Below are 19,265 nucleotides of genomic sequence, written 5' to 3' on the forward strand. Positions count from 1 at the left end.
CCCCGCGAAGGCGGGGACCCAGACTGGGCCCCCGCCTTCGCAGGAGCACAAGAAGGCAGGAGACCCCAAGGCTCCGATCAAATGCTTTCAATCAACCGGGTCACGTCGGCGAAGCTCTCCGCCAGCGCGTCGACACCAATCGCCTTCAGCCGCGCACCATGCTCGGCATTGCAATGCGACCCCGCCGACAAGCCGATGACATAGCCCCCCGAAGCTACCGCCCCAGTCGCTCCCACAGGGGAATCCTCGAGGATCGCCGTCCGCGCAATATCGACGCCCAACTGCCGCGCCCCGAACAAGTACAGGTCCGGCGCCGGCTTGCCGTTCGTCACATGCTCCCGCCCACTATAGAGATGGTCGCCGAACGCATCGCGCAGCCCGATATGCTCCAGATGACGCGCGATCCACGAGACCGGGCTAGACGACACGATCGCCTTGGGCAGGTCGGCAGGGAGCGAGCGGACGAACGCCACCGCGCCGTCGATCGCGTCGACCCCCGCCGCCAATACGCGCTCGTCCTCAGCTTCCCGAGCGGCGTAGAAGTCCTCGGTCAGTGGCCGGTCGATCCAGCGCTCGATCGCATCGATGAACTGCGGCCCGGCGAGCCCCATGAAGTTCGCCATCGACTCGTCTGCGGTGGTCGGGTGACCAGCGGCCGTCAGCCATTCGGCAATGTGGCGGTTGCCGACGGCTTCGCTGTCGATCAGCACACCGTCGAAGTCGAACAGCAGCGCATCGAACCGAACCGGTATGCTCATGCGCCCGTCCCCCTTGCGCCGAACAACGCGCTGCCGATCCGGACGTGAGTCGCGCCGATCGTCACCGCAGTCTCGAAATCGTCCGACATGCCCATGCTGAGGCCGGTCAGCCCGTGATCGCGCGCAAGCTTGGCGAGCAGCGCGAAATATGGCGCCGGCTCGATGTCCGCGGGCGGCAGGCACATCAGCCCGGCGATCGGCAGGCCGGCGGCGCGCGCCTGTTCCATCAGCGCGGGCAGGTCCGCGATCGCGCAGCCGCCCTTTTGCGGCTCGTCGCCGATATTGACCTGGAGGAAGCAGTCCGGCCGACGATCGCTCGCCGCCATCGCCTTCCCCAGCGCGGTGACCAGCGACGGGCGATCGACCGCGTGGATGGAGTCGAACAACGCCACCGCCTCGGCTGCCTTGTTCGACTGGAGCTGGCCGATCAGGTGCAGTTCGACGTCGGGATATTTCTCGCGCAACGCCGGCCATTTCTCCGAGGCTTCCTGCACACGGTTTTCCCCAAAAACGCGCTGGCCCTCGGCGAGCAGCGGTTCGATCGCCTCGACCGGATGCGTCTTGGAGACCGCGATCAGCGTCACGTCGTCCGCGCGGCGATCCGCGATCTCAGCGGCCTTGGCGATCCGGCTGCGGATGGCCTGCAATTTGGTGGTGTCGTCAGCAATCATGCGGCGCGCTATAGGCAGCGGCGTGGCTCGTCGTAACCCCATTCCCACACGCTGGTTGATGACCGACGAGCGTATGGGCAACGCTTTGTGGCGTGCGCTCAGCCGGTTGCCGCCGGGATCCGGCGTGGTGTTTCGGCATTATGCCACGCCTGAGCGGGAACAGCGGACGTTGCTGCGGAGGGTCAAGCGCATCGCACTTTCGCGGCGGCTAGTCGTCGTGGTGGCCGGAAAGTCTATGATCGCGGCGGACGGCGTGCATGGTCGGGCACAGACTCACGGGATCAGAACCTGGCCAGCGCATTCGAGAAGCGAGGCCTTGGCTGGCAAGCGCGCCGGAGCAGTTGCCCTGTTCGTGTCGCCGATCCACGTCACTCGATCGCACCAGGGTGCGGCCGGCATCGGCTCGGCGCAGGCTATGCGGATCGGACGAGGACTCGGGATACCACTGATCGCGCTCGGCGGAATGAACGAGTCGCGCTGGCGGCGCATCCGACGGTTCGGCTTCCACGGCTGGGCCGCGATCGATGCCTGGATGCCTACAGTGCGCCGTCATCCTGACGAAAGTCAGGACCTAGGGTTACTGATCGCTGCATCTCATGGCACTGGATCCTGACTTTCGTCAGGATGACGGGAAGAAAGCCGAGCATCGCTCCACCGGATGCCTAGAAGCGGAAGGCTGTACCCAGATACACGGCCTGGCTATCGCGACGGTCGTCGTCGACCTTCACGAAGCGCTCGCGGTCAGACCTGTACCGGACTCCCGCGGTCACTGCGAGGCTGCGCGTCAGGGCGTAGGAGCCACCGACATCGACCGAATAGCTCGGCGCTTCCTCGACCAGGTGCGGTGCGTTGGCGAGCGGACGATCCGCTACAGCCTTCACAGTGCCGCTGAACTTCTTCGCGCTATAGCTCACCGCGAGGTCGGCCGCTTCACGGCCACCCGGCATAGCACCCAGATCAAGCTTGTTCACGTCGCCCGAGATCGCGAACCGCTTCCAGCCGACCGACATGCCGAGGTTATACGCGATCGGTGCAATACCGACGGTCGGCGTGGTCGAAGCAAGGCTGGCCGTGTTCGCGATACCGCGGTTGGTCTGCGCACGCACTGCAACGGTCACCGCGCGGTTGTCCTGGCGCGTTTCGGCAGGCGTGAAGCGGAAGCTGCCGGCGTCGAAGCCACCGCGCGCGAACATCGCGGCAAGGCGGGGGTCCGCAGCGGCTGGCGTAAACGATCCGATACCGCGAACCGCGGCGACGTTGTGCTTGGCGATACGGGCGGGCTGTTCGCTGGCGCCGAAGGCAGGCGCGACGATTGCGGCGGTGGCGACAAGCGCCCCGGCAACCACCCCGAAAATTCCCCCACGCGTCATCACAACGAATCTGTCCTTCGAATCCCGTAATCGGATCCTCGTGAAACTGCGTCTATCACGAATTGATCCACCGCAAAGGCCGCAGACCCGGCGGATTGCCCTCTTCGTCGCTGATTTGTCGGACAGTGTTGCAATCAGCACACAGATCGCTGCGTTAGCGCTACCGGATCGGTCCTAACCGACTCGTTTTGCCGCGCGAATATCGTCCCGTCCGGCGCTCGCTCAGCCCTATGGCTGGGATACCCGCGTCTGCTTGCGGGCGCGCGGGCTCGCCTGTAGAGCAAGGGCTGATTTTCTTGCCAGGATGATGCCCATGTTCCGCCGCTCGCGTATCGCAGTCGTGCTGTTTGCCCTGCCTCTTGTCGCTTGCGGCGGCGGTTCGGCACGTCCCAAGGCGGATCTCGCCGCGTCGAAGATCACCACCATTGGCGTCAACAGCTACCTGTGGCGCGCAAGCCTCGACACGCTGGGCTTCATGCCGCTGCTCCAGACCGACTCCAACGGCGGCGTGATCGTCACCGACTGGTACATCAATCCGCAGACGCCGACCGAGCGCATGAAGGTCACCGTGTCGATCCTCGACCAGGATCTGCGCGCCGATGCGCTGCGCGTCGCGGCACTCCGCGAAGTGAACCGCAACGGCCAGTGGGTCTCGTCGCCGGTCCAGGCCGCGACCACGCAGAAGCTCGAGGACATCATCCTGACCAAGGCCCGCGACCTGCGCCGCGCCTCGATCGCGGGCTGAGGACCGATATAATGGCGTCGCGTTTCAATGCGTTGAAGGCGGACGCGGCGTGGCAGAAGGTCTGGGACGAGCGCAAGACGTTCGCCGCCGACGACCTGTCGACCAAGCCGCGTTCGTACGTGCTCGAGATGTTCCCCTATCCGTCGGGGCGCATCCACATGGGGCATGTCCGGAACTACACGATGGGCGATGTGCTCGCGCGGTTCCGTCGGATGAAGGGCATGGAAGTGCTCCATCCGATGGGCTGGGACGCGTTCGGCATGCCCGCGGAGAACGCGGCGATGGAAAAGGGCGTGCATCCGGGCACCTGGACGCGCGCCAACATCGCGACGATGAAGGCGCAGCTGAAGCGCCTGGGCTTCGCGCTCGACTGGACGCGCGAGCTGGCGACCTGCGAGCCCGACTATTACGGCCACGAGCAGGCGCTGTTCCTCGACCTGTTCGCGGCGGGGCTCGTGTACCGCAAGGAATCGGCGGTCAACTGGGACCCGGTCGACATGACCGTGCTCGCCAACGAGCAGGTGATCGACGGTCGCGGCTGGCGCTCTGGCGCACTGGTCGAGCGGCGGAAACTGTCGCAGTGGTTCCTGAAGATCACCGACTTTGCCGACGAGCTGGTCGACGGGTTGGGTGCGCTCGAGCATTGGCCGGACAAGGTCAAGCTGATGCAGGAAAACTGGATCGGCCGCAGCCAAGGGCTACAGTTCAAGTTCGCAATCCTCCCCGGCACGGGGAGGGGGACCGCCGGCGAAGCCGGGGGTGGAGGGGGCGCGCCACATACGGCAGCGCCCGTTGACAGCCCCCTCCCCCATCCTGCGGATGGTCCCCCTCCCCGTTCCGGGGAGGAATTCGTCGAGGTCTTTACCACCCGTCCCGACACGATGTTCGGCTCCAGCTTCGTCGCGGTCGCCGCGGATCACCCGATCGCGCGCGCCATCGCCGAAACGAACCCCGACGCCGCGGCCTTCATCGAGCTCTGTAAGCGCGGCGGCACCACCGCGGCGGAACTCGACACGCAGGAAAAGCTCGGCTTCGACACCGGCATCCGCGCGGTGCATCCGCTCGACAAGACGTGGCACCTCCCCGTCTACATCGCGAACTTCGTGCTGATGGAATACGGCACCGGCGCGGTGTTCGGCGTCCCCGCGCACGACCAGCGCGATCTCGATTTCGCGCGCAAATACGACCTGCCCGTCAAGCGCGTCGTCAGCGAAGGCGATGACGAGGCCCCCGTGTTTGTCGGCGACACCGCCTGGACCGGCGCCGGCACGATCGTGAACTCGCACTTTCTCGACGGCATGGACATCGAGGACGCCAAGCGCGTCGTGATCGAGCGTGCCGAGGGCGAAGGCTGGGGCAAGGGCACGACCGTGTTCCGCCTGCGCGACTGGGGCGTCAGCCGCCAGCGTTACTGGGGCACGCCGATCCCGATCATCCACTGCGACGCGTGCGGCGCGGTACCGGTGCCCAAGGACCAGCTGCCAATCGTGCTGCCCGAGGACGTCTCGTTCGACATCCCCGGCAACCCGCTCGATCGCCACCCGACCTGGAAGCACGTCCCCTGCCCGTCCTGCGGTGCGAACGCGCGGCGCGAGACCGATACGCTCGACACATTCGTCGATTCGTCGTGGTATTTCATCCGCTTCGCCAGCCAGCCGAACGCCAAGCCGTTCGACCGGACGGGCGCGGAGAAATGGCTGCCGGTCAACCAGTATATCGGCGGCGTCGAGCACGCGATCCTGCATCTGCTGTACGCGCGTTTCTGGACGCGCGCGCTGAAGCATATCGGCATGCTCGACATCGCCGAGCCGTTCGCCGGGCTGTTCACGCAAGGCATGGTCACGCACGAGACGTATCAAACTCCAATTGCGCGAACGAGCGGCGATGAAGCTCGCGAAGGGCTACCAATGCGTTGGGTTGCGCCTAGCGATGTGGAGCGACAAGACGGTAACCTAGTCGAGATTGGGACGGGAAGTCCCATTACTGTCGGCCGGGTCGAGAAGATGTCGAAGTCGAAGAAGAACACCGTCGATCCCGAGCCGATCGTCGACCAGTACGGCGCCGACGCGGTGCGCTGGTTCGTGCTCTCCGACTCGCCCCCCGAACGCGATCTTCCGTGGAGCGAATCCGGCATCGAAGGCGCGTGGCGGTTCGTCCAGCGTCTCTGGCGCCTGATCGAGTCCGATGATTCCGCCAAGGCCGAAGGCGACGACATCGCCCTGCGCAAACTCTGCCACCGCACGACCATCGGTATCGAGAGCGATATCAATGCCTTGCAGTTCAACAAGGCGGTCGCACGGCTCTATTCGTTGTGCAGCGCGATCGAGAAGGCAGCGCCCTCCGCAGACCGCGACCAGGCGATCCGCACGTTGCTGCTGCTCGTCAGCCCGATGGTCCCGCACGTCGCCGAGGAAGCCTGGGCGACCGCTGGCAATGACGGCCTGATCGCCGACGCCACCTGGCCGATCGTCGACCCGGCGATGCTGGTCGACGACGAGGTCACGATCGCGGTGCAGGTCAACGGCAAGCTGCGCGACACGCTCGTCTTCCCCAAGGGCGCACCGAAGGACGAGGTCGAAGCCGCCGCGCTCGCTTCCGAGAAGATCGCCCGCCTGCTCGAGGGCAAGCCGCCCCGGAAAGTGATCGTCGTGCCCGACCGTCTCGTGAACATCGTCGCATGAAGCGCCTAGCGATCCTCGGCGCGCTCGCGCTGGCTCCCACGCTGTCCGGCTGCGGCCTGCACCCACTCTACGCGGGCGGCAGCAGCAGCCCGGTCGCGCGCGCGCTCGGCCAGGTCGAGATCGCGCCGATCGCGGGCAAGAACGGCTGGCTGATGGCCACCGCGTTGCGCGACCGCCTGCCCTCGAACGGTGCGCCCGCACTCTACCGGATCGACATCCGCCTCGACGACCAGATCAGCGGCCTCGGCGTCCGTACCGACGACAGCGTCTCGCGCGAACGCCGGACTCTGCGCGCGCGCTATCAGCTCGTGCGGATCGGCGATGGCTCGGTGCTGCTCGACGCGACCGCGGGCTCCGACGCCGGCATCGACGTCGTCCGCTCCGAATATGCGACGATCGCCGCCGAGAATACCGCACTAGAACGCCTGTCGCAGATCGTCGCCGACCAGATCGTCGCGCGTGTTGCGCTGTACGCACGCAACACGCCCGCGGTCGCTGCGGCGCAGGCGACTACGCCCGCCAAGTGAAGGCCAGCGCCGGCCAGATCCGCGGTGCGCTGGCCAAGCCGGGCGGCGACATCCGCCTGTACCTGCTCCACGGCCCCGACGAGGCTGGCGCAAGCGACCTTGCCCGCCTCCTCGCCAAGGCGATGGGCGTGGATGCCGAACGCGTCGATCTCGACGGCTCGACGCTCAAGAGCGACCCCGGCCGGCTGACCGACGAAGCCGCGTCGCTATCGCTGTTCGCGGGTGCCCGGTTCGTCCGCGTCGCCTCGGCGGGCGAGGAGAGCCTCGAAGCCTTCACCAACCTGCTCGCAGCCGAGCGCGTCGGCAATCCGGTCGTCGCGATCGCCCCGACCGTCAAATCGACCGCCAAGATCGTCAAGCTAGCGATCGACTCCCCGCGCGCGATGGCGTTCGCCTGCTACGCCCCGACCGCGCAGGACGCCGAACGGCTCGCGACGACGATCGCCAACGAGAACGGTCTCCGCCCCGCCCCCGGCGTTGCGCGGCGCCTGGTCGATACGACCGGCGGCGACCGCGCCGTCATGTCGCGAGAGATCGAGAAGCTCGCGCTGTACCTGGACGCGGCGCCCGATCGGCCTGCGGACCTCGATCACCACGCGCTCGACGCGGTCGGCGCAGACCTCGGCGATGCGGAAATGAGCCGCGCAATCGACGCAGTGATCGAAGGCCGGGTCGACGATCTCGGCGCCGAACTCGCCGTGCTCGAAGAAGCCGGCACGTCGCCGATCCCATGGCTCCGCCAACTCGTCCGCCGCCTGATCGCGCTCGCCGACATGCGCGGCGAAATCGACCGCGGCGAAGCGGTCGACGCTGTGATGAAACGCCACCGCGTGTTCTTCAAGGAAGAGGCCAGCACGGCTAGGTCGTTACGCCGCTGGTCGCCGGTAATGCTCGCCACCGCGATCCAGCGCGTCCGAACCGCCGAGCGGGCGATCATGGCGTCGGGGAATGCTGGCGGTGTGGTGGCGGAGGCAGCGGTGGTGGCGCTATCCCAAGCGATCGCCCGACGAAACTAATCTTGAGTGCGCTTCGCCGGGGCATGTCCATCTAATAACCGTCCACACACCTTCCGCCATCTTGGCGCACGCCGGGACCCATGGATAGAGCGCGATCACTAACGAAGCGGACCGCAACCGTGGGTCCCGGCTTCCGCCGGGATGACGGAGATTAGTGGTCCTCCCACCCCCTCCCCCGTTCGTCCTGAGCGAAGTCGAAGGATGGTCCGGTACGCAGGTGCTTCGACTTCGCTCGGCACGAACGGGCGGGGTGCAAATGGCTCAGAGTGAGCTCGCGCCCTAGATTGCCCCGCCCGTCAACCGTTGGCAAACCATATCAAGCTGGTCCAACGTCGAGTAACTCAACGTCAACGTCCCCCCAGTCTCGGTATGCGCCACCTTCACCTGCAACCCCAACAAGTCCGCCAACTGCCGCTCCAAAGCCGCGATATCTGCATCCGGCACCCGAGGCTCGGACGACCCACCGCCACTCCGGCTCCGCCCAGGCTTCGCATCGCGCGCCAGCTTCTCGGTCTCGCGCACCGACAGCCCACGCGACACGACCTCGTCCGCGAGCGACTCCACGTCGGGCGACCCCAGCAGCGCCCGGGCATGCCCCATCGACAGCGATCCATCGACCACCTGCGACTGGACCTGTGCCGGCAGCTCCAGCAACCGCAGCAGGTTGGCCACATGACTGCGCGACTTGTGGACGATCTTGGCAAGCACCTCCTGCGTATGCCCATACTCGCCCGCCAGCCGCTGATACGCCTGCGCCTCTTCGATCGCGTTCAGGTCCTCGCGCTGGATGTTCTCGATCAGCGCGATCTCGAGCGTCTCGGCATCGTCGAAGTCGCGAACGACGACCGGTACCTCGTGCAGTCGCGCGCGCTGTGCCGCCCGCCAACGCCGCTCGCCCGCGACGATCTGGAAATCATGTCCATGCGGGCGCACGACGATCGGCTGGATCAGCCCGCGCGACGCGATCGACGCGGCCAACTCGTCGAGCATCGCCTCGTCGAAATGCCGTCGCGGCTGATCGGGATGCGGCGACAGCGAACTGACCGGCAGCATCCGCACGCCCGATGATTGCGGTGCCGATGCACCATCGGCGGACACCGGCGTCTCGCGCGCCATCTCGCCGAGCAGTGCGTTGAGACCCCTGCCCAACCCTGGGCGACCACGTTTGTTACCGTCGCTCATGCCGCAACCTGCGCAGTTGCCGGAAGCCGCCCGATGAGCTCACGGGCCAGAGCAATGTAAGCCTGAGACCCCGAACACCGATGATCGTAGATCAAGGCTGGCAACCCATGGCTTGGCGCCTCCGACAGTCGCACGTTGCGCGGGATCACCGTCTCGAACACGACCTTGCCCAACACGGCGCGAACGTCCGCCGAGACCTGGTCGGTCAACCGGTTCCGCCGATCGAACATCGTCAGCGCAACCCCAAGGATCGACAGCCCAGGATTGAACCGCTGCCGGATCCGCTCGACCGTACTCAACAACTGCGACAACCCCTCGAGCGCGAAAAACTCGCATTGCAGTGGCACCAGCAGCGAGTCCGCCGCGACCATCGCATTGATCGTCAGCAGCCCCAGCGACGGCGGGCAATCGATCAGCGCGATATCCCAAGGCCCCTGCGCCGCCTTCACCGCGCGATCGAGCCGGTGCGTACGCGCGTCGAAATCGACCAGCTCTATCTCCGCGCCCGACAGGTCGACCGTCGCCGGCACGATATCGAGGCGTGGCACGCGCGTATGCACCACCGCGTCCTCGATCGACGTCTCGCCGACCAGCACGTCGTAGCTTGACCGCTCGCGCTGCGAATGGCCGATGCCAAGCCCGGTCGACGCGTTGCCCTGCGGATCGAGATCGACCAGCAACACGCGCATCCCCGTAGCGGCAAGCGCGGTCGCGAGGTTGATGGCGCTGGTGGTCTTGCCCACCCCGCCCTTTTGATTGGCGACCGCGATGGTGATCATCGCGCGCTTACCCGATCCAGAACCACGATCGACGACTCCGGGTTCGTGACGCTTTGTTCCACGTGGAACATAAACCGCCAATGCTGCTTGAGCGCGGCCAGCTCCTCCTCGTCGAAACGCCCCCGAGGAAGCAACCACCGCGTCTCCATTGTGGCGCAGTGCGCCGCGCCACGCAAAAGGTTTTGCAACGACGCAACCGCACGAGCGGAAATGATCGACGCGTCCGCGGTCGCATTCTCCACCTTCGAAGCATGAACGCGGACCTGTTCGCCAAGGCCAAGCCGAGCGACACACAGCTGAAGGAAGTCCGCACGACGGCGCCGGGGCTCGACCAGATCGACCGGACCCTCGCGAACCAGCGCAACGACCATACCGGGAAACCCCCCGCCGGTGCCGATATCAAGCCAGCGCTTCGCCGACGTATCCACCCCTGCAAGCGCGACGAGCTGGAGCGAGTCGACCACATGCCGATCCCAGATCGTCGGGATCGTCGACGGCGCGATCAAATTCTGGTGCGGCGCTTCCTCGACGACCATCGCCACGAACGCGTTCAAGCGCTCGGTCGCTGCCGCCCCGAACCGCTCGGTCGTCCAGCTCTGTGCGTCGTCTTCGGTCATGCTGGCACTCGTTTCGTATGCAATAATACCGCGGACAACGCCGCCGGGGTGATCCCCCGCACCCGCGCCGCTGCCGCCAGCGAGGTCGGCCGCGCAGCACTTAGGCGATCGATCATCTCGTTCGAAAGGCCCGGCACGCGATCATAGGCAAGGTCCTCCGGCAAACGGATCGCCTCGTCGGCCCGCAACCGCGCGACCTCCTGCGCCTGCCGCTCGATATACGGAGCGTAGCGCGCGTCCTCTAACACTTCGTCAACGACTGCGGTCGGGATGCCCGTCGCCGAATCCGGCGCGACATGCGCGAGCGTTACGCCCTCGAACCGGAGCCAGTCGAACGCAGTCCGCCGTGCCCCGTCCCGACCAATCGCAACGCCCTGATCGGCTACATGGGTCGCAGTCCGCTCGCAGTCGAGTGCCGAGCGGAAACGAGCACGGTCCTCGGCCAGTGCATGCTGATGCGCCAGCCGCTCCAGTCCAAGACAGCCAGCCGCTTCCGCGATCCCGCCCAGCCGAGTCTCGGCATTGTCCGCGCGCAAAGACAGCCGGAACTCAGCGCGTGCGGTCAGCATCCGATATGGCTCGGTCACCCCTTGTAGCGTGAGGTCGTCGATCATCACCCCGAGATAGCTCGACGCGCGATCGAGGATCACCGGCGCCAGATCGCACGCATACGCCGCGGCGTTCAGCCCTGCGACCAGACCCTGCCCCGCCGCTTCCTCATACCCGGTCGTGCCGTTGATCTGCCCCGCGCAAAACACCCCCTCGATCGCGCCTAGCGCAAGCCGCGTATCGAGCGCCCGCGGATCGATATAATCATACTCGACCGCATAACCCGGCATCGTCATCGTCACGCGCTCGAGCCCCGGAATGCTAGCCAGCATCGCCGCCTGAACCTCGACCGGCAGCGACGTCGACAGCCCATTCGGATAGACCGTCGCATCGTCGAGACCCTCGGGTTCGAGGAAAACCTGGTGCCCGTCGCGGTCGCCAAACCGATGCACCTTGTCCTCGATCGACGGACAGTAACGCGGCCCCGCCGCCTCGATCGCCCCGGTAAACAGTGGCGACTGATGAAACGCGTCGCGAATGATCGCGTGAGTGTGATCGGTCGTACGCGTGATGGCGCACGCGATCTGCGGAAGCGGCCGCGCGCGAGTCATCGGCGACATCGTCCAGGGATCGACGTCCGACGGCTGCTCGGCAAGCGCGCCCCAATCGATCGTCCGCCCATCGAGCCGCGGTGGCGTCCCCGTCTTCAGCCGCGCCATCGGCAGGTTCCGCGCACGCAGCTGGTCCGCGAGTGGCTTAGCGGCACGTTCCCCGATCCGGCCCCCTTCTTCGCGATCGTCACCCCGGAAAATACGTCCGCCCAGGAACGTGCCGGTCGCCAGCACGACCGCTCGTGCTGCCACGATCGCGCCATCAGCTAGCACGACACCCGCCACGCGATCGCCGTCGAAGTGCAACGCCGTAGCCTCGCCCTCGACGATCAATAGCCCTTCAGTGGCCGCAAGCATCGCCTGGATCGCACCGGAATAGAGACGGCGATCGGCCTGAACCCGAGGCCCCTGCACCGCCGAACCCTTGCTGCGATTGAGCATGCGATAGTGGATTGCAGCCGCATCGGCAGCGCGACCGATCAGCCCGTCGAACGCGTCGACCTCGCGAACCATGTGCCCTTTACCGAGCCCACCGATCGCCGGATTGCACGACATCGCGCCAATATGGGCAGCGTCGAACGACACGAGCGCGGTACGCGCGCCCCTTCGCGCCGCCGCGGCCGCGGCTTCGGTTCCGGCATGGCCACCGCCAACCACCACTACATCGAACATGTCACGGCCGTAGAACGCCACGACCGACGCGTCAAAGATGTTCCACGTGGAACATCACTTCCCGATACAAAAACGCCCGAACAGCGCATCGAGCATCTCCCCGGTCGCATCCAGCCCCAGCACGCCAGCAAGGATGGCACGCGCCTGTCGAAGGTGCTCCGCAAGGATAAGCGCGTCCAAGCTTCGATACCGAAGAGCCTCTACCGCCGCAGCGCACTGCCGGCGCTGGTGCTGCTTCAATGCGATCTCATCGCCACGCGGCAGCATCGTAATCGCTCGCCGATGCAGTTCATCCCACAATGAATCAAGCGATCCGCGGTCGTTCTGCGAGACCGCCAATGTCCGGTCGGCGGGCAACTCTCCCCGCCCCGGCAGATCGGCGCGCGCATGGATCCAGATCGCATCGGCGCGGGGCGGCGCGGTATCGGCCAGCCACATCACGATGTCCGCTGCGGCGAGCGCACCTTCCGCACGGGTGACGCCGATCGCCTCGATCGGGTCGAGCGTATCGATCAAACCGGCGGTGTCGGTCAGCACATAGGCAACACCGTTCCGCATCACCGGCACATCGATCCGGTCGCGCGTGGTTCCCGAGATCGGTGAGACGATCGCCGCATCGCGCTCGCCGAGCAGGTTGAGCAGCGTCGACTTGCCGCTGTTCGGCGGACCGCCGATGACGACGCCCACGCCATCCTTCAGCCGCTCGACCGGCGGGGCGTCGACCACCGCCTCGATGTCAGCAGCGAGCGCGTCCATCTCCGCGACGATCGCTTCGAACGCGGCAGTATCGCTCGCAACGTCGTCCTCGTCGGCGAAGTCGAGCATCGCCTCGATCCGCGCGGACAGCATCGCGACCGAGTCCATCCAGCCGCGGACGGCCTGGCTGACGCGACCCTCCGCCGCGGTCATCGCCGCGACACGCTGGCTCTCGGTTTCGGCTTCGAGAAGATCGGCGAGCCCCTCCGCCTCGGTCAAGTCGATGCGGCCATTGGTCAGCGCACGACGCGTGAACTCGCCCGGCTCGGCGTGCCGCAAACCGGGCATCCCCGACAACGTACGCTCGACCGCAGCGATCACCGCGCGGCCACCGTGGCAATGAAACTCGACCAGGTCTTCGCCGGTCGCCGTCGCCGGTCCCGGAAACACGATGACCAACGCGCGATCTAGAAGCGCGCCATCAGTGTCCCGCAGTCCCCGCAGGCTCGCATGGCGCGGCACCGGCAACGGTCCCGCCAACGCCTCAGCCGAGGCAAACGCTTGAGGCCCGCTCACCCGGACGACGGCGATCGCCGCTGGCGGCCGTCCGCTCGATACCGCGAAGATCGTCTTCACGGGAAACTCAGCCGCTTTTCGTCGCGCTGTCGAACAGCCGCTTCCACATCGCCATGCCCGCCTCGCCCATCGGCTGCCAGCCGCGCATCATCGATTCGAGCATCTCCGGCTTCATCTGGCCGTCCGGGATCGCCTCCATCATCATCGCGATATAGCGGTCGTGGATCGGCGTCAGGTCGGGCAGCCCGACCGCGCGGCGCGCCTCCTCCGGCGTGCATTCGATCTCGATATTCATCTTCATGTGACGCACCCTCGATGACGCTTGAGCGGTCCATCGCGGCGCTGCATAGCGGGGGAATGTATGCGCGCGATGCCGCCTCGATCGCAACGCCTATCGGTCTGGTCCGCGTGACCGGCACCGGGGACCGGATCGACGCGATCGATATCGGCGTGGAGGATGGTTCGACCAGCGATGCCCCCGCGATCCTGGAAGCACTCCGCCAACTGGAAGCGTATTTCGACCGAGTTCGACCTGCCCCTCGCGCTCTCCCCTACCCCGCGCGGTGCCGACCTCCGCCAGGCGATCGCCGAGATCGCCTACGGCACCACGGCCAGCTACGGCGCGCTCGCGCGGGCGATCGGCTCGAGCCCGCGCGCGATCGGCCAGGCATGCGCGCGCAATCCTTTTCCGATCATCGTCCCCTGCCACCGAATCCTTGGAGCCGGCGGAGCGCTTGGTGCGTACTCCGCGGGGGAAGGCCCGATCACCAAATCCCGGCTGCTCGACCATGAGCGGCCGCCAGGAGGACTGTTATGACGAACACTACCAAGATCGCCACGCTCGCGGGCGATGGCGAATTCACCGCGTATCGCGCGACCCCGGCAGGCACGCCGAAAGCGGCGATCGTCGTGATCCAAGAGATCTTCGGCGTGAACGCCGGGATCCGCCGCAAGTGCGATACGCTCGCCGAGGCCGGCTATCTCGCGATCGCCCCCGACCTGTTCTGGCGGCTGGAGCCCGGCATCGAGCTCGACCCAGACATCAAGCCCGAGTTCGACCGCGCGCTCGGTCTGATGGGTCAGTTCGATCAGGATAAGGGCATCGCCGATATCGAGGCGAGCATCCGCGCCGCCCGCAACGAACTCGGTGCCAATGATTCTGGGAACGCCAAGGTCGGCGTAGTCGGCTACTGCCTCGGCGGGCGCCTCGCGTTCATGACCGCAGCACGGACCGACGTCGATGCGAGCGTCGGCTATTACGGCGTCGGAATCGATGGCCTGCTCGGCGAAAAGCACGCGATCGCTCACCCGGTGCTGCTGCACGTGCCGGAGGAGGATCACTTCGTCGACAAGGCGGCGCAGGCTGCGATGCATGCCGGCCTCGACGATCACCCGAAGGTGACGATCTACGATTACGCGGGCGAGGACCACGGCTTCGCGACCGAGTTCGGCGAGCGCCGCTCGGATGCATCGGCCAAGCTGGCGGACGAGCGGACGGCAAAGTTCTTCGCCGAGAATCTGGGCTAACCACGCCCACCCCGTCACCCCTGTCCGGGTGACGGGGTGCTGACGGCAGACATGAAAAAAGGCCTCGCCGGACGATCCCGGCGAGGCCTTTTTTCTTATCCCGACCGCACTGCGATCAGCGCAGCAGCGTGATGATCCCGAGCGTGTCGCCGGTGCCGACCCAGCCCTCGTAGATCATCTTCAGCGCGACCACGAGGATCACCGCGAGGCCGATATACGCGATCCAGCGATACTTGTTGATGACGCGCGCGATGTAGTTCGCCGCCAGACCCATCATCGCGACCGACAGCAGCAGGCCTATGACCAGGATGCCGGGATGCTCGCGTGCCGCACCGGCGACCGCCAGGACGTTGTCGAGGCTCATCGAGACGTCGGCAACGGCAACGGCCCAGGCCGCGCTCGCAAAGCCCTTCGAGGAGCGGATACCCGAACGCTCGTCGCCCTCGATTTCCTCGGAGCCGGCATTCTCCGCGCCCTCGCGGATTTCGCGCCAGAACTTCCAGCTTACCCAGAGCAGCAGCAGGCCGCCCGCAAAGATTAGCCCGACGATCCCCATGAGCCACGTCACGATCAACGCGAAGAAGATGCGCAGCACCAGCGCCGCGCCGATACCGATCAGGATGACCTTCTTGCGTTGGTCGGTGGGCAGTCCGGCAGCGAGTGCGCCGACGACGATCGCGTTGTCGCCCGCGAGGACGAGGTCGATCATGAGGACCGATCCGAACGCGGCAAGCGCCTTCGGGTCGCCGAGGTTGGAGAAGTCGGCGACGATATGCTGCCAGATTTCCAGCGGCGAGCCGGGGCCCGCGGTGCTCGATGCGGCGGCGGCCAGCATGGCGATGATACTCAAGATGTCAGCTCCCGGTGACGTGGGTCACCAGCGGCGAGCGATGGTGACGGATTATAGGGCGTTTAATAGCGAAACGGCACGCGAAAGCCATTGCTCTCGCGTGCCGCTTTGGTCTGCTTGGCGGCCATGGGCAAAGCCCATGTCGTCGGTCGGGGCCCTGCCCCGCCGGCCGAACCGGTGCGAGTCCTGCGCCAGCTTGGCGCAGGCCGCACTCGGTTATTGATTCATGGAATCGAAGAAATTCTCGTTGGTCTTCGAATCCTTCATCTTGTCGAGCAGGAACTCCATCGCGTCGATCGTGCCCATCTGCATCAGGATGCGGCGCAGGACCCACATCTTGCTGAGCTTGGCCTTGTCGACCAGCAGCTCTTCCTTGCGGGTACCCGACTTGCCGACGTCCAGCGCCGGGAAGATGCGCTTGTCCGCGACCTTGCGATCGAGCACGATTTCCGAGTTGCCGGTGCCCTTGAACTCCTCGAAGATCACCTCGTCCATGCGGCTGCCCGTATCGATCAGTGCGGTCGCGATGATCGAGAGCGAACCGCCCTCCTCGATGTTGCGCGCGGCGCCGAAGAAGCGCTTCGGACGCTGCAGCGCATTCGCGTCGACACCGCCGGTCAGGACCTTGCCCGACGACGGCACGACGGTGTTGTAGGCACGACCCAGACGCGTGATCGAGTCGAGCAGGATCACCACGTCCTTCTTGTGCTCGACCAGGCGCTTGGCCTTTTCGATCACCATTTCGGCGACTTGCACGTGGCGCTGCGCGGGTTCGTCGAAGGTCGAGCTGACCACCTCGCCCTTCACGCTGCGCTGCATGTCGGTGACTTCCTCGGGACGCTCGTCGATCAGCAGGACGATCAGGAACACCTCGGGGTGGTTGTCGGTGATCGCCTTAGCCATGTTCTGCAACATGACCGTCTTGCCGACGCGCGGCGGGGCGACGATCAGCGTGCGCTGGCCCTTACCCTGTGGCGAGACGATGTCGATCACGCGTGCCGACTTGTCCTTGACGGTCGGGTCGGCGGGATCGAGCGTCAGCTTGCTCTCAGGGTAGAGCGGCGTGAGGTTGTCGAAATTGACGCGGTGACGGACGACGTCCGGGTCGTCGAAATTGACCGCAGTCAGCTTCACCAGCGAGAAATAGCGCTCGCCATCCTTCGGTCCGCGAATCTCGCCCTCGACCGTGTCACCGGTGCGCAGGCCGAACTTCCGGACCTGGTTCGGCGAGATGTAGATGTCGTCCGGACCCGCCAGATAGTTCGATTCCGGCGAGCGCAGGAAGCCGAAACCGTCGGGCAGCACTTCGATCGTGCCGAGCCCCATGATCTGGTCGCCATTGTCCGCCTGGACCTTCAGGATCGCGAACAGCAGGTCCTGCTTGCGCAGCGTCGAGGCGCTCTCGACCCCCAGTTCCTCGGCCAGCTGGACCAGCTCGGCGGGTTTCTTCTTCTTCAGGTCTTTGAGATGCATGGGGATTTCCGGATAGCAATCAACGGGAGAACGCTCGGTCGGCGGTGCGCTTGGGAAGCGGAACTGGGCGAGACGAGTCTGGCAAGACACGACCGGGCAGGACGCCAGGAGGCCGTGTTGGGAGAAGGGGTTAGAATTGGGGGGAGGGTTAGTCAAGCGGGAGTGCGTACCCCGCCCCGGCCGTCATCCTGGGCTCGACCCAGGATCCAGAGCCACAAGCGATATCGTCCGCCGCCCTGGATCCTGGATCAAGTCCAGGATGACGTGAGGCTCAGAACGGCTTAACGATCACCAGCACGACGATCAGCGTCACCGCCAGCGCAGGCACCTCGTTCAGCATCCGCAACTGCTTCCCCGCCAACGTCGGCTTCCCCGCGGCGAGCTTCTTCGCATAGCCGACCGCCCAGCCGTGATACCCCGACAGCACCAACACCAGCACCAGCTTCAGGTGCAGCCACCCGAGCCCCGGTGCGCCGTCCGTCAACCCCAGGTTCAGCGCCAGCGCGATCCCGAGCACCCAGACGACGATCATCGCCGGCGTCAGGATGATGTGGCGGATCTTCCCCTCGCGCTCGACCCAGTTCGCCGCCTCGCCCATGTTGCCGGCCGCCAGCGCCTCCTGATGATACACGAGGTAGCGCGGCAGCATGAACAGCCCCGCCATCCAGAATATCACGAAGATCAGATGCGCCGCCTTCACCCAGTCATACGCAGCGCCGAGAAATCCGCTCATGTCGTGCTCCTTACGCGGGCGATCAGCTGCTCGACATGCGCGATGGGCGTGTCGGGCAGGATGCCGTGGCCGAGGTTGAAGACGTGCGGACGCTCGACGAACGCCGCGAGGATCCGGTCGATCGCCGCATCGAGGTCCGCCCCGCCTGCGATCAACGCCAGCGGATCGAGATTGCCCTGCACCGGCATGTCCGCAGGCAACGACGCGTGCGCCCAGACCGGATCGACCGTCTCGTCCAGCCCGATCGCATCGACACCCGTCTCGCGCGCATAGGCCGGGAGCTTGCCCCCTGCCCCCTTCGGAAAGCCGATGATCGGCACGCCGGGGCAGCGCGCGTGGAGCCGCTCGACGATTGATGCGGTCGGCGCGATCACCCAGCGTTCGAACTGCGCGGGCGATAGCGACCCCGACCAGCTGTCGAACAGCTGCACCACGTCGACACCCGCCTCGACCTGTCGCGCGAGATACTCGACGGTGTTGTCCGCGATCGCATCGATGATCGCGCCGAACGCTTCGGGATCGCGATACGCAAAGCGCCGCGTCTCGGACTGATCCTTCGAGCCCTTCCCCGCCACCATATACGTCGCGACCGTCCAGGGAGACCCCGCAAAGCCCAGGAACGTCGTCTCGGGCGGCAAGGCAGCGGCGACCTTCGCGACGGTGCCGTAGACCGGCTCCAGCCGCCCCATCACCGGCTGCAACCGATCGAGCGCATGGTCGACCAGCGCCGGTTCGAGCCGTGGCCCCTCGCCGACCCCGAAGCTCAGATCCTGGCCGAGCGCCCACGGGATCATCAGGATGTCCGAGAACAGGATGGATCCGTCGAACCCGAACCGGCGGATCGGCTGGAGCGTGACTTCGGCTGCTGCGTCGGGATCGGTGGCGAGCGCGAGGAACCCGCCCTTCTCGGCGCGGAGTTCACGGTATTCGGGGAGATACCGCCCCGCCTGCCGCATGAGCCACAGCGGCGGCACGGCCTGACGCTCTCCACGAAGAGTCGCCAGGAGCGGCTTGAAGGTCAGCGAGTTGGGGGTCGGATCGGTCAGCGGAGCACCCTTCTTCTACTATAAGAAGATTCAAGAAATAGGTTGTTGCAGTGGTTGGGCGGTTGAACCCGGGACTTATGCGGTGATCCCGGAAATGCCAACAGCTTGACCCCTCGGCACGCCCACAAACGCGCTGATTCGATTCAAGGCTCCCCGTTACCCACAGGCTGTGGATAAAATCCGGCC

19 protein-coding genes and 1 pseudogene are annotated in these 19,265 nt (G+C 66.0%); 7 read left to right on the top strand and 13 right to left on the bottom strand.

The features are described from left to right. Positions 1-77: 77 nt before the first annotated feature. Positions 78-758, bottom strand: coding sequence for an HAD family phosphatase (locus C8J43_RS03850; RefSeq protein WP_133029771.1), 681 nt, complete (start codon positions 756-758; stop codon positions 78-80). Next, positions 755-1,429 carry a YggS family pyridoxal phosphate-dependent enzyme gene (locus tag C8J43_RS03855; RefSeq protein WP_133029772.1) on the bottom strand — a complete coding sequence of 225 codons (675 nt, stop codon included), beginning with the start codon at positions 1,427-1,429 and terminating at the stop codon, positions 755-757. The genes C8J43_RS03850 and C8J43_RS03855 overlap by 4 nt, the downstream gene beginning before the upstream one ends. A 58-nt stretch (positions 1,430-1,487) precedes the next feature. Here C8J43_RS03855 and C8J43_RS03860 point away from each other — a divergent pair, with 58 nt between their 5' ends. After that, positions 1,488-2,042, top strand: coding sequence for a thiamine phosphate synthase (locus C8J43_RS03860; RefSeq protein WP_133029773.1), 555 nt, complete (start codon positions 1,488-1,490; stop codon positions 2,040-2,042). 49 nt (positions 2,043-2,091) lie between these two features. On the opposite strand, the gene C8J43_RS03865 is transcribed toward C8J43_RS03860, so the two are convergent. Continuing rightward, entirely contained in the window at positions 2,092-2,799 is a 708-nt protein-coding gene (locus tag C8J43_RS03865) for a hypothetical protein (protein WP_183129138.1), read from the bottom strand. A 313-nt stretch (positions 2,800-3,112) separates the two neighbouring features. Between C8J43_RS03865 and C8J43_RS03870 the strand changes: the two genes are divergently transcribed. The 4 genes from C8J43_RS03870 to holA are packed head-to-tail and all read left to right on the top strand — an operon-like array spanning position 3,113 to position 7,768. Further along, positions 3,113-3,544 carry a DUF3576 domain-containing protein gene (locus C8J43_RS03870; protein WP_056053843.1) on the top strand — a complete coding sequence of 144 codons (432 nt, stop codon included), beginning with the start codon at positions 3,113-3,115 and terminating at the stop codon, positions 3,542-3,544. A gap of 11 nt (positions 3,545-3,555) precedes the next feature. Further along, complete coding sequence (gene leuS / locus C8J43_RS03875; RefSeq protein ID WP_133029774.1) at positions 3,556-6,225, top strand: leucine--tRNA ligase; 2,670 nt, start codon at positions 3,556-3,558, stop codon at positions 6,223-6,225. Further along, positions 6,222-6,752: an LPS assembly lipoprotein LptE gene (gene lptE / locus C8J43_RS03880; protein ID WP_133029775.1), complete on the top strand. Its 531-nt coding sequence runs from the start codon at positions 6,222-6,224 to the stop codon at positions 6,750-6,752. The genes leuS and lptE overlap by 4 nt, the downstream gene beginning before the upstream one ends. After that, complete coding sequence (gene holA / locus C8J43_RS03885) at positions 6,749-7,768, top strand: DNA polymerase III subunit delta (RefSeq protein ID WP_133029776.1); 1,020 nt, start codon at positions 6,749-6,751, stop codon at positions 7,766-7,768. The genes lptE and holA overlap by 4 nt, the downstream gene beginning before the upstream one ends. Positions 7,769-8,047: 279 nt before the next feature. On the opposite strand, the gene C8J43_RS03890 is transcribed toward holA, so the two are convergent. From C8J43_RS03890 to C8J43_RS03915, 6 genes are read right to left on the bottom strand one after another with little or no spacing between them, the layout of a single operon-like run. Continuing rightward, entirely contained in the window at positions 8,048-8,950 is a 903-nt protein-coding gene (locus C8J43_RS03890) for a ParB/RepB/Spo0J family partition protein (protein ID WP_133029777.1), read from the bottom strand. Next, positions 8,947-9,729, bottom strand: coding sequence for an AAA family ATPase (locus C8J43_RS03895; RefSeq protein WP_056064325.1), 783 nt, complete (start codon positions 9,727-9,729; stop codon positions 8,947-8,949). Before C8J43_RS03895 ends, C8J43_RS03890 begins: the two co-directional genes overlap by 4 nt. Then, a complete protein-coding gene (gene rsmG, locus C8J43_RS03900; protein ID WP_133029778.1) occupies positions 9,726-10,346 on the bottom strand; it encodes a 16S rRNA (guanine(527)-N(7))-methyltransferase RsmG in 621 nt (206 codons plus the stop codon). The genes C8J43_RS03895 and rsmG overlap by 4 nt, the downstream gene beginning before the upstream one ends. Next, positions 10,343-12,178: a tRNA uridine-5-carboxymethylaminomethyl(34) synthesis enzyme MnmG gene (mnmG, locus tag C8J43_RS03905; RefSeq protein ID WP_133029779.1), complete on the bottom strand. Its 1,836-nt coding sequence runs from the start codon at positions 12,176-12,178 to the stop codon at positions 10,343-10,345. The genes rsmG and mnmG overlap by 4 nt, the downstream gene beginning before the upstream one ends. A 54-nt stretch (positions 12,179-12,232) precedes the next feature. Beyond that, complete coding sequence (gene mnmE, locus C8J43_RS03910; protein ID WP_133029780.1) at positions 12,233-13,510, bottom strand: tRNA uridine-5-carboxymethylaminomethyl(34) synthesis GTPase MnmE; 1,278 nt, start codon at positions 13,508-13,510, stop codon at positions 12,233-12,235. 7 nt (positions 13,511-13,517) lie between these two features. Further along, a complete protein-coding gene (locus C8J43_RS03915) occupies positions 13,518-13,751 on the bottom strand; it encodes a DUF6489 family protein (RefSeq protein WP_056053820.1) in 234 nt (77 codons plus the stop codon). Positions 13,752-13,807: 56 nt separating this feature from the next. Here C8J43_RS03915 and C8J43_RS03920 point away from each other — a divergent pair. Further along, positions 13,808-14,267: pseudogene (locus tag C8J43_RS03920) on the top strand (methylated-DNA--[protein]-cysteine S-methyltransferase). Further along, positions 14,264-14,977, top strand: a complete 714-nt coding sequence (locus C8J43_RS03925) for a dienelactone hydrolase family protein (RefSeq protein ID WP_133029781.1) — start codon at positions 14,264-14,266, stop codon at positions 14,975-14,977. The pseudogene C8J43_RS03920 and the gene C8J43_RS03925 overlap by 4 nt, the downstream one beginning before the upstream one ends. A gap of 115 nt (positions 14,978-15,092) precedes the next feature. Here C8J43_RS03925 and C8J43_RS03930 read toward each other — a convergent pair whose 3' ends face one another. From C8J43_RS03930 to hemE, 4 genes are all read right to left on the bottom strand, one after another. Then, on the bottom strand, positions 15,093-15,812 hold the full coding sequence (locus tag C8J43_RS03930) for a TerC family protein (RefSeq protein WP_207893329.1): 720 nt from the start codon (positions 15,810-15,812) through the stop codon (positions 15,093-15,095). A gap of 231 nt (positions 15,813-16,043) precedes the next feature. Then, positions 16,044-17,300, bottom strand: coding sequence for a transcription termination factor Rho (gene rho, locus C8J43_RS03935; protein WP_031395107.1), 1,257 nt, complete (start codon positions 17,298-17,300; stop codon positions 16,044-16,046). A gap of 271 nt (positions 17,301-17,571) precedes the next feature. Continuing rightward, positions 17,572-18,033: a CopD family protein gene (locus tag C8J43_RS03940; RefSeq protein ID WP_133029782.1), complete on the bottom strand. Its 462-nt coding sequence runs from the start codon at positions 18,031-18,033 to the stop codon at positions 17,572-17,574. Continuing rightward, positions 18,030-19,055, bottom strand: a complete 1,026-nt coding sequence (hemE, locus tag C8J43_RS03945) for a uroporphyrinogen decarboxylase (protein ID WP_133029783.1) — start codon at positions 19,053-19,055, stop codon at positions 18,030-18,032. Before hemE ends, C8J43_RS03940 begins: the two co-directional genes overlap by 4 nt. Positions 19,056-19,265: the final 210 nt, after the last annotated feature.

Origin of the sequence: Sphingomonas sp. PP-CE-1G-424, assembly GCF_004341085.1 — a bacterium.
Taxonomy (GTDB): Bacteria; Pseudomonadota; Alphaproteobacteria; order Sphingomonadales; family Sphingomonadaceae; genus Sphingomonas.

What these genes read in the sequence shown, in the direction of transcription:
- C8J43_RS03850 (WP_133029771.1), bottom strand. Translation starts at nt 758, where the DNA reads ATGAGCATACCGGTTCGGTTCGATGCGCTGCTGTTCGACTTCGACGGT.
- C8J43_RS03855 (WP_133029772.1), bottom strand. Translation starts at nt 1,429, where the DNA reads ATGATTGCTGACGACACCACCAAATTGCAGGCCATCCGCAGCCGGATC.
- C8J43_RS03860 (WP_133029773.1), top strand. Translation starts at nt 1,488, where the DNA reads ATGACCGACGAGCGTATGGGCAACGCTTTGTGGCGTGCGCTCAGCCGG.
- C8J43_RS03865 (WP_183129138.1), bottom strand. Translation starts at nt 2,799, where the DNA reads ATGACGCGTGGGGGAATTTTCGGGGTGGTTGCCGGGGCGCTTGTCGCC.
- C8J43_RS03870 (WP_056053843.1), top strand. Translation starts at nt 3,113, where the DNA reads ATGTTCCGCCGCTCGCGTATCGCAGTCGTGCTGTTTGCCCTGCCTCTT.
- leuS (WP_133029774.1), top strand. Translation starts at nt 3,556, where the DNA reads ATGGCGTCGCGTTTCAATGCGTTGAAGGCGGACGCGGCGTGGCAGAAG.
- lptE (WP_133029775.1), top strand. Translation starts at nt 6,222, where the DNA reads ATGAAGCGCCTAGCGATCCTCGGCGCGCTCGCGCTGGCTCCCACGCTG.
- C8J43_RS03890 (WP_133029777.1), bottom strand. Translation starts at nt 8,950, where the DNA reads ATGAGCGACGGTAACAAACGTGGTCGCCCAGGGTTGGGCAGGGGTCTC.
- C8J43_RS03895 (WP_056064325.1), bottom strand. Translation starts at nt 9,729, where the DNA reads ATGATCACCATCGCGGTCGCCAATCAAAAGGGCGGGGTGGGCAAGACC.
- rsmG (WP_133029778.1), bottom strand. Translation starts at nt 10,346, where the DNA reads ATGACCGAAGACGACGCACAGAGCTGGACGACCGAGCGGTTCGGGGCG.
- mnmG (WP_133029779.1), bottom strand. Translation starts at nt 12,178, where the DNA reads ATGTTCGATGTAGTGGTGGTTGGCGGTGGCCATGCCGGAACCGAAGCC.
- C8J43_RS03915 (WP_056053820.1), bottom strand. Translation starts at nt 13,751, where the DNA reads ATGAAGATGAATATCGAGATCGAATGCACGCCGGAGGAGGCGCGCCGC.
- C8J43_RS03925 (WP_133029781.1), top strand. Translation starts at nt 14,264, where the DNA reads ATGACGAACACTACCAAGATCGCCACGCTCGCGGGCGATGGCGAATTC.
- C8J43_RS03930 (WP_207893329.1), bottom strand. Translation starts at nt 15,812, where the DNA reads ATGCTGGCCGCCGCCGCATCGAGCACCGCGGGCCCCGGCTCGCCGCTG.
- rho (WP_031395107.1), bottom strand. Translation starts at nt 17,300, where the DNA reads ATGCATCTCAAAGACCTGAAGAAGAAGAAACCCGCCGAGCTGGTCCAG.
- C8J43_RS03940 (WP_133029782.1), bottom strand. Translation starts at nt 18,033, where the DNA reads ATGAGCGGATTTCTCGGCGCTGCGTATGACTGGGTGAAGGCGGCGCAT.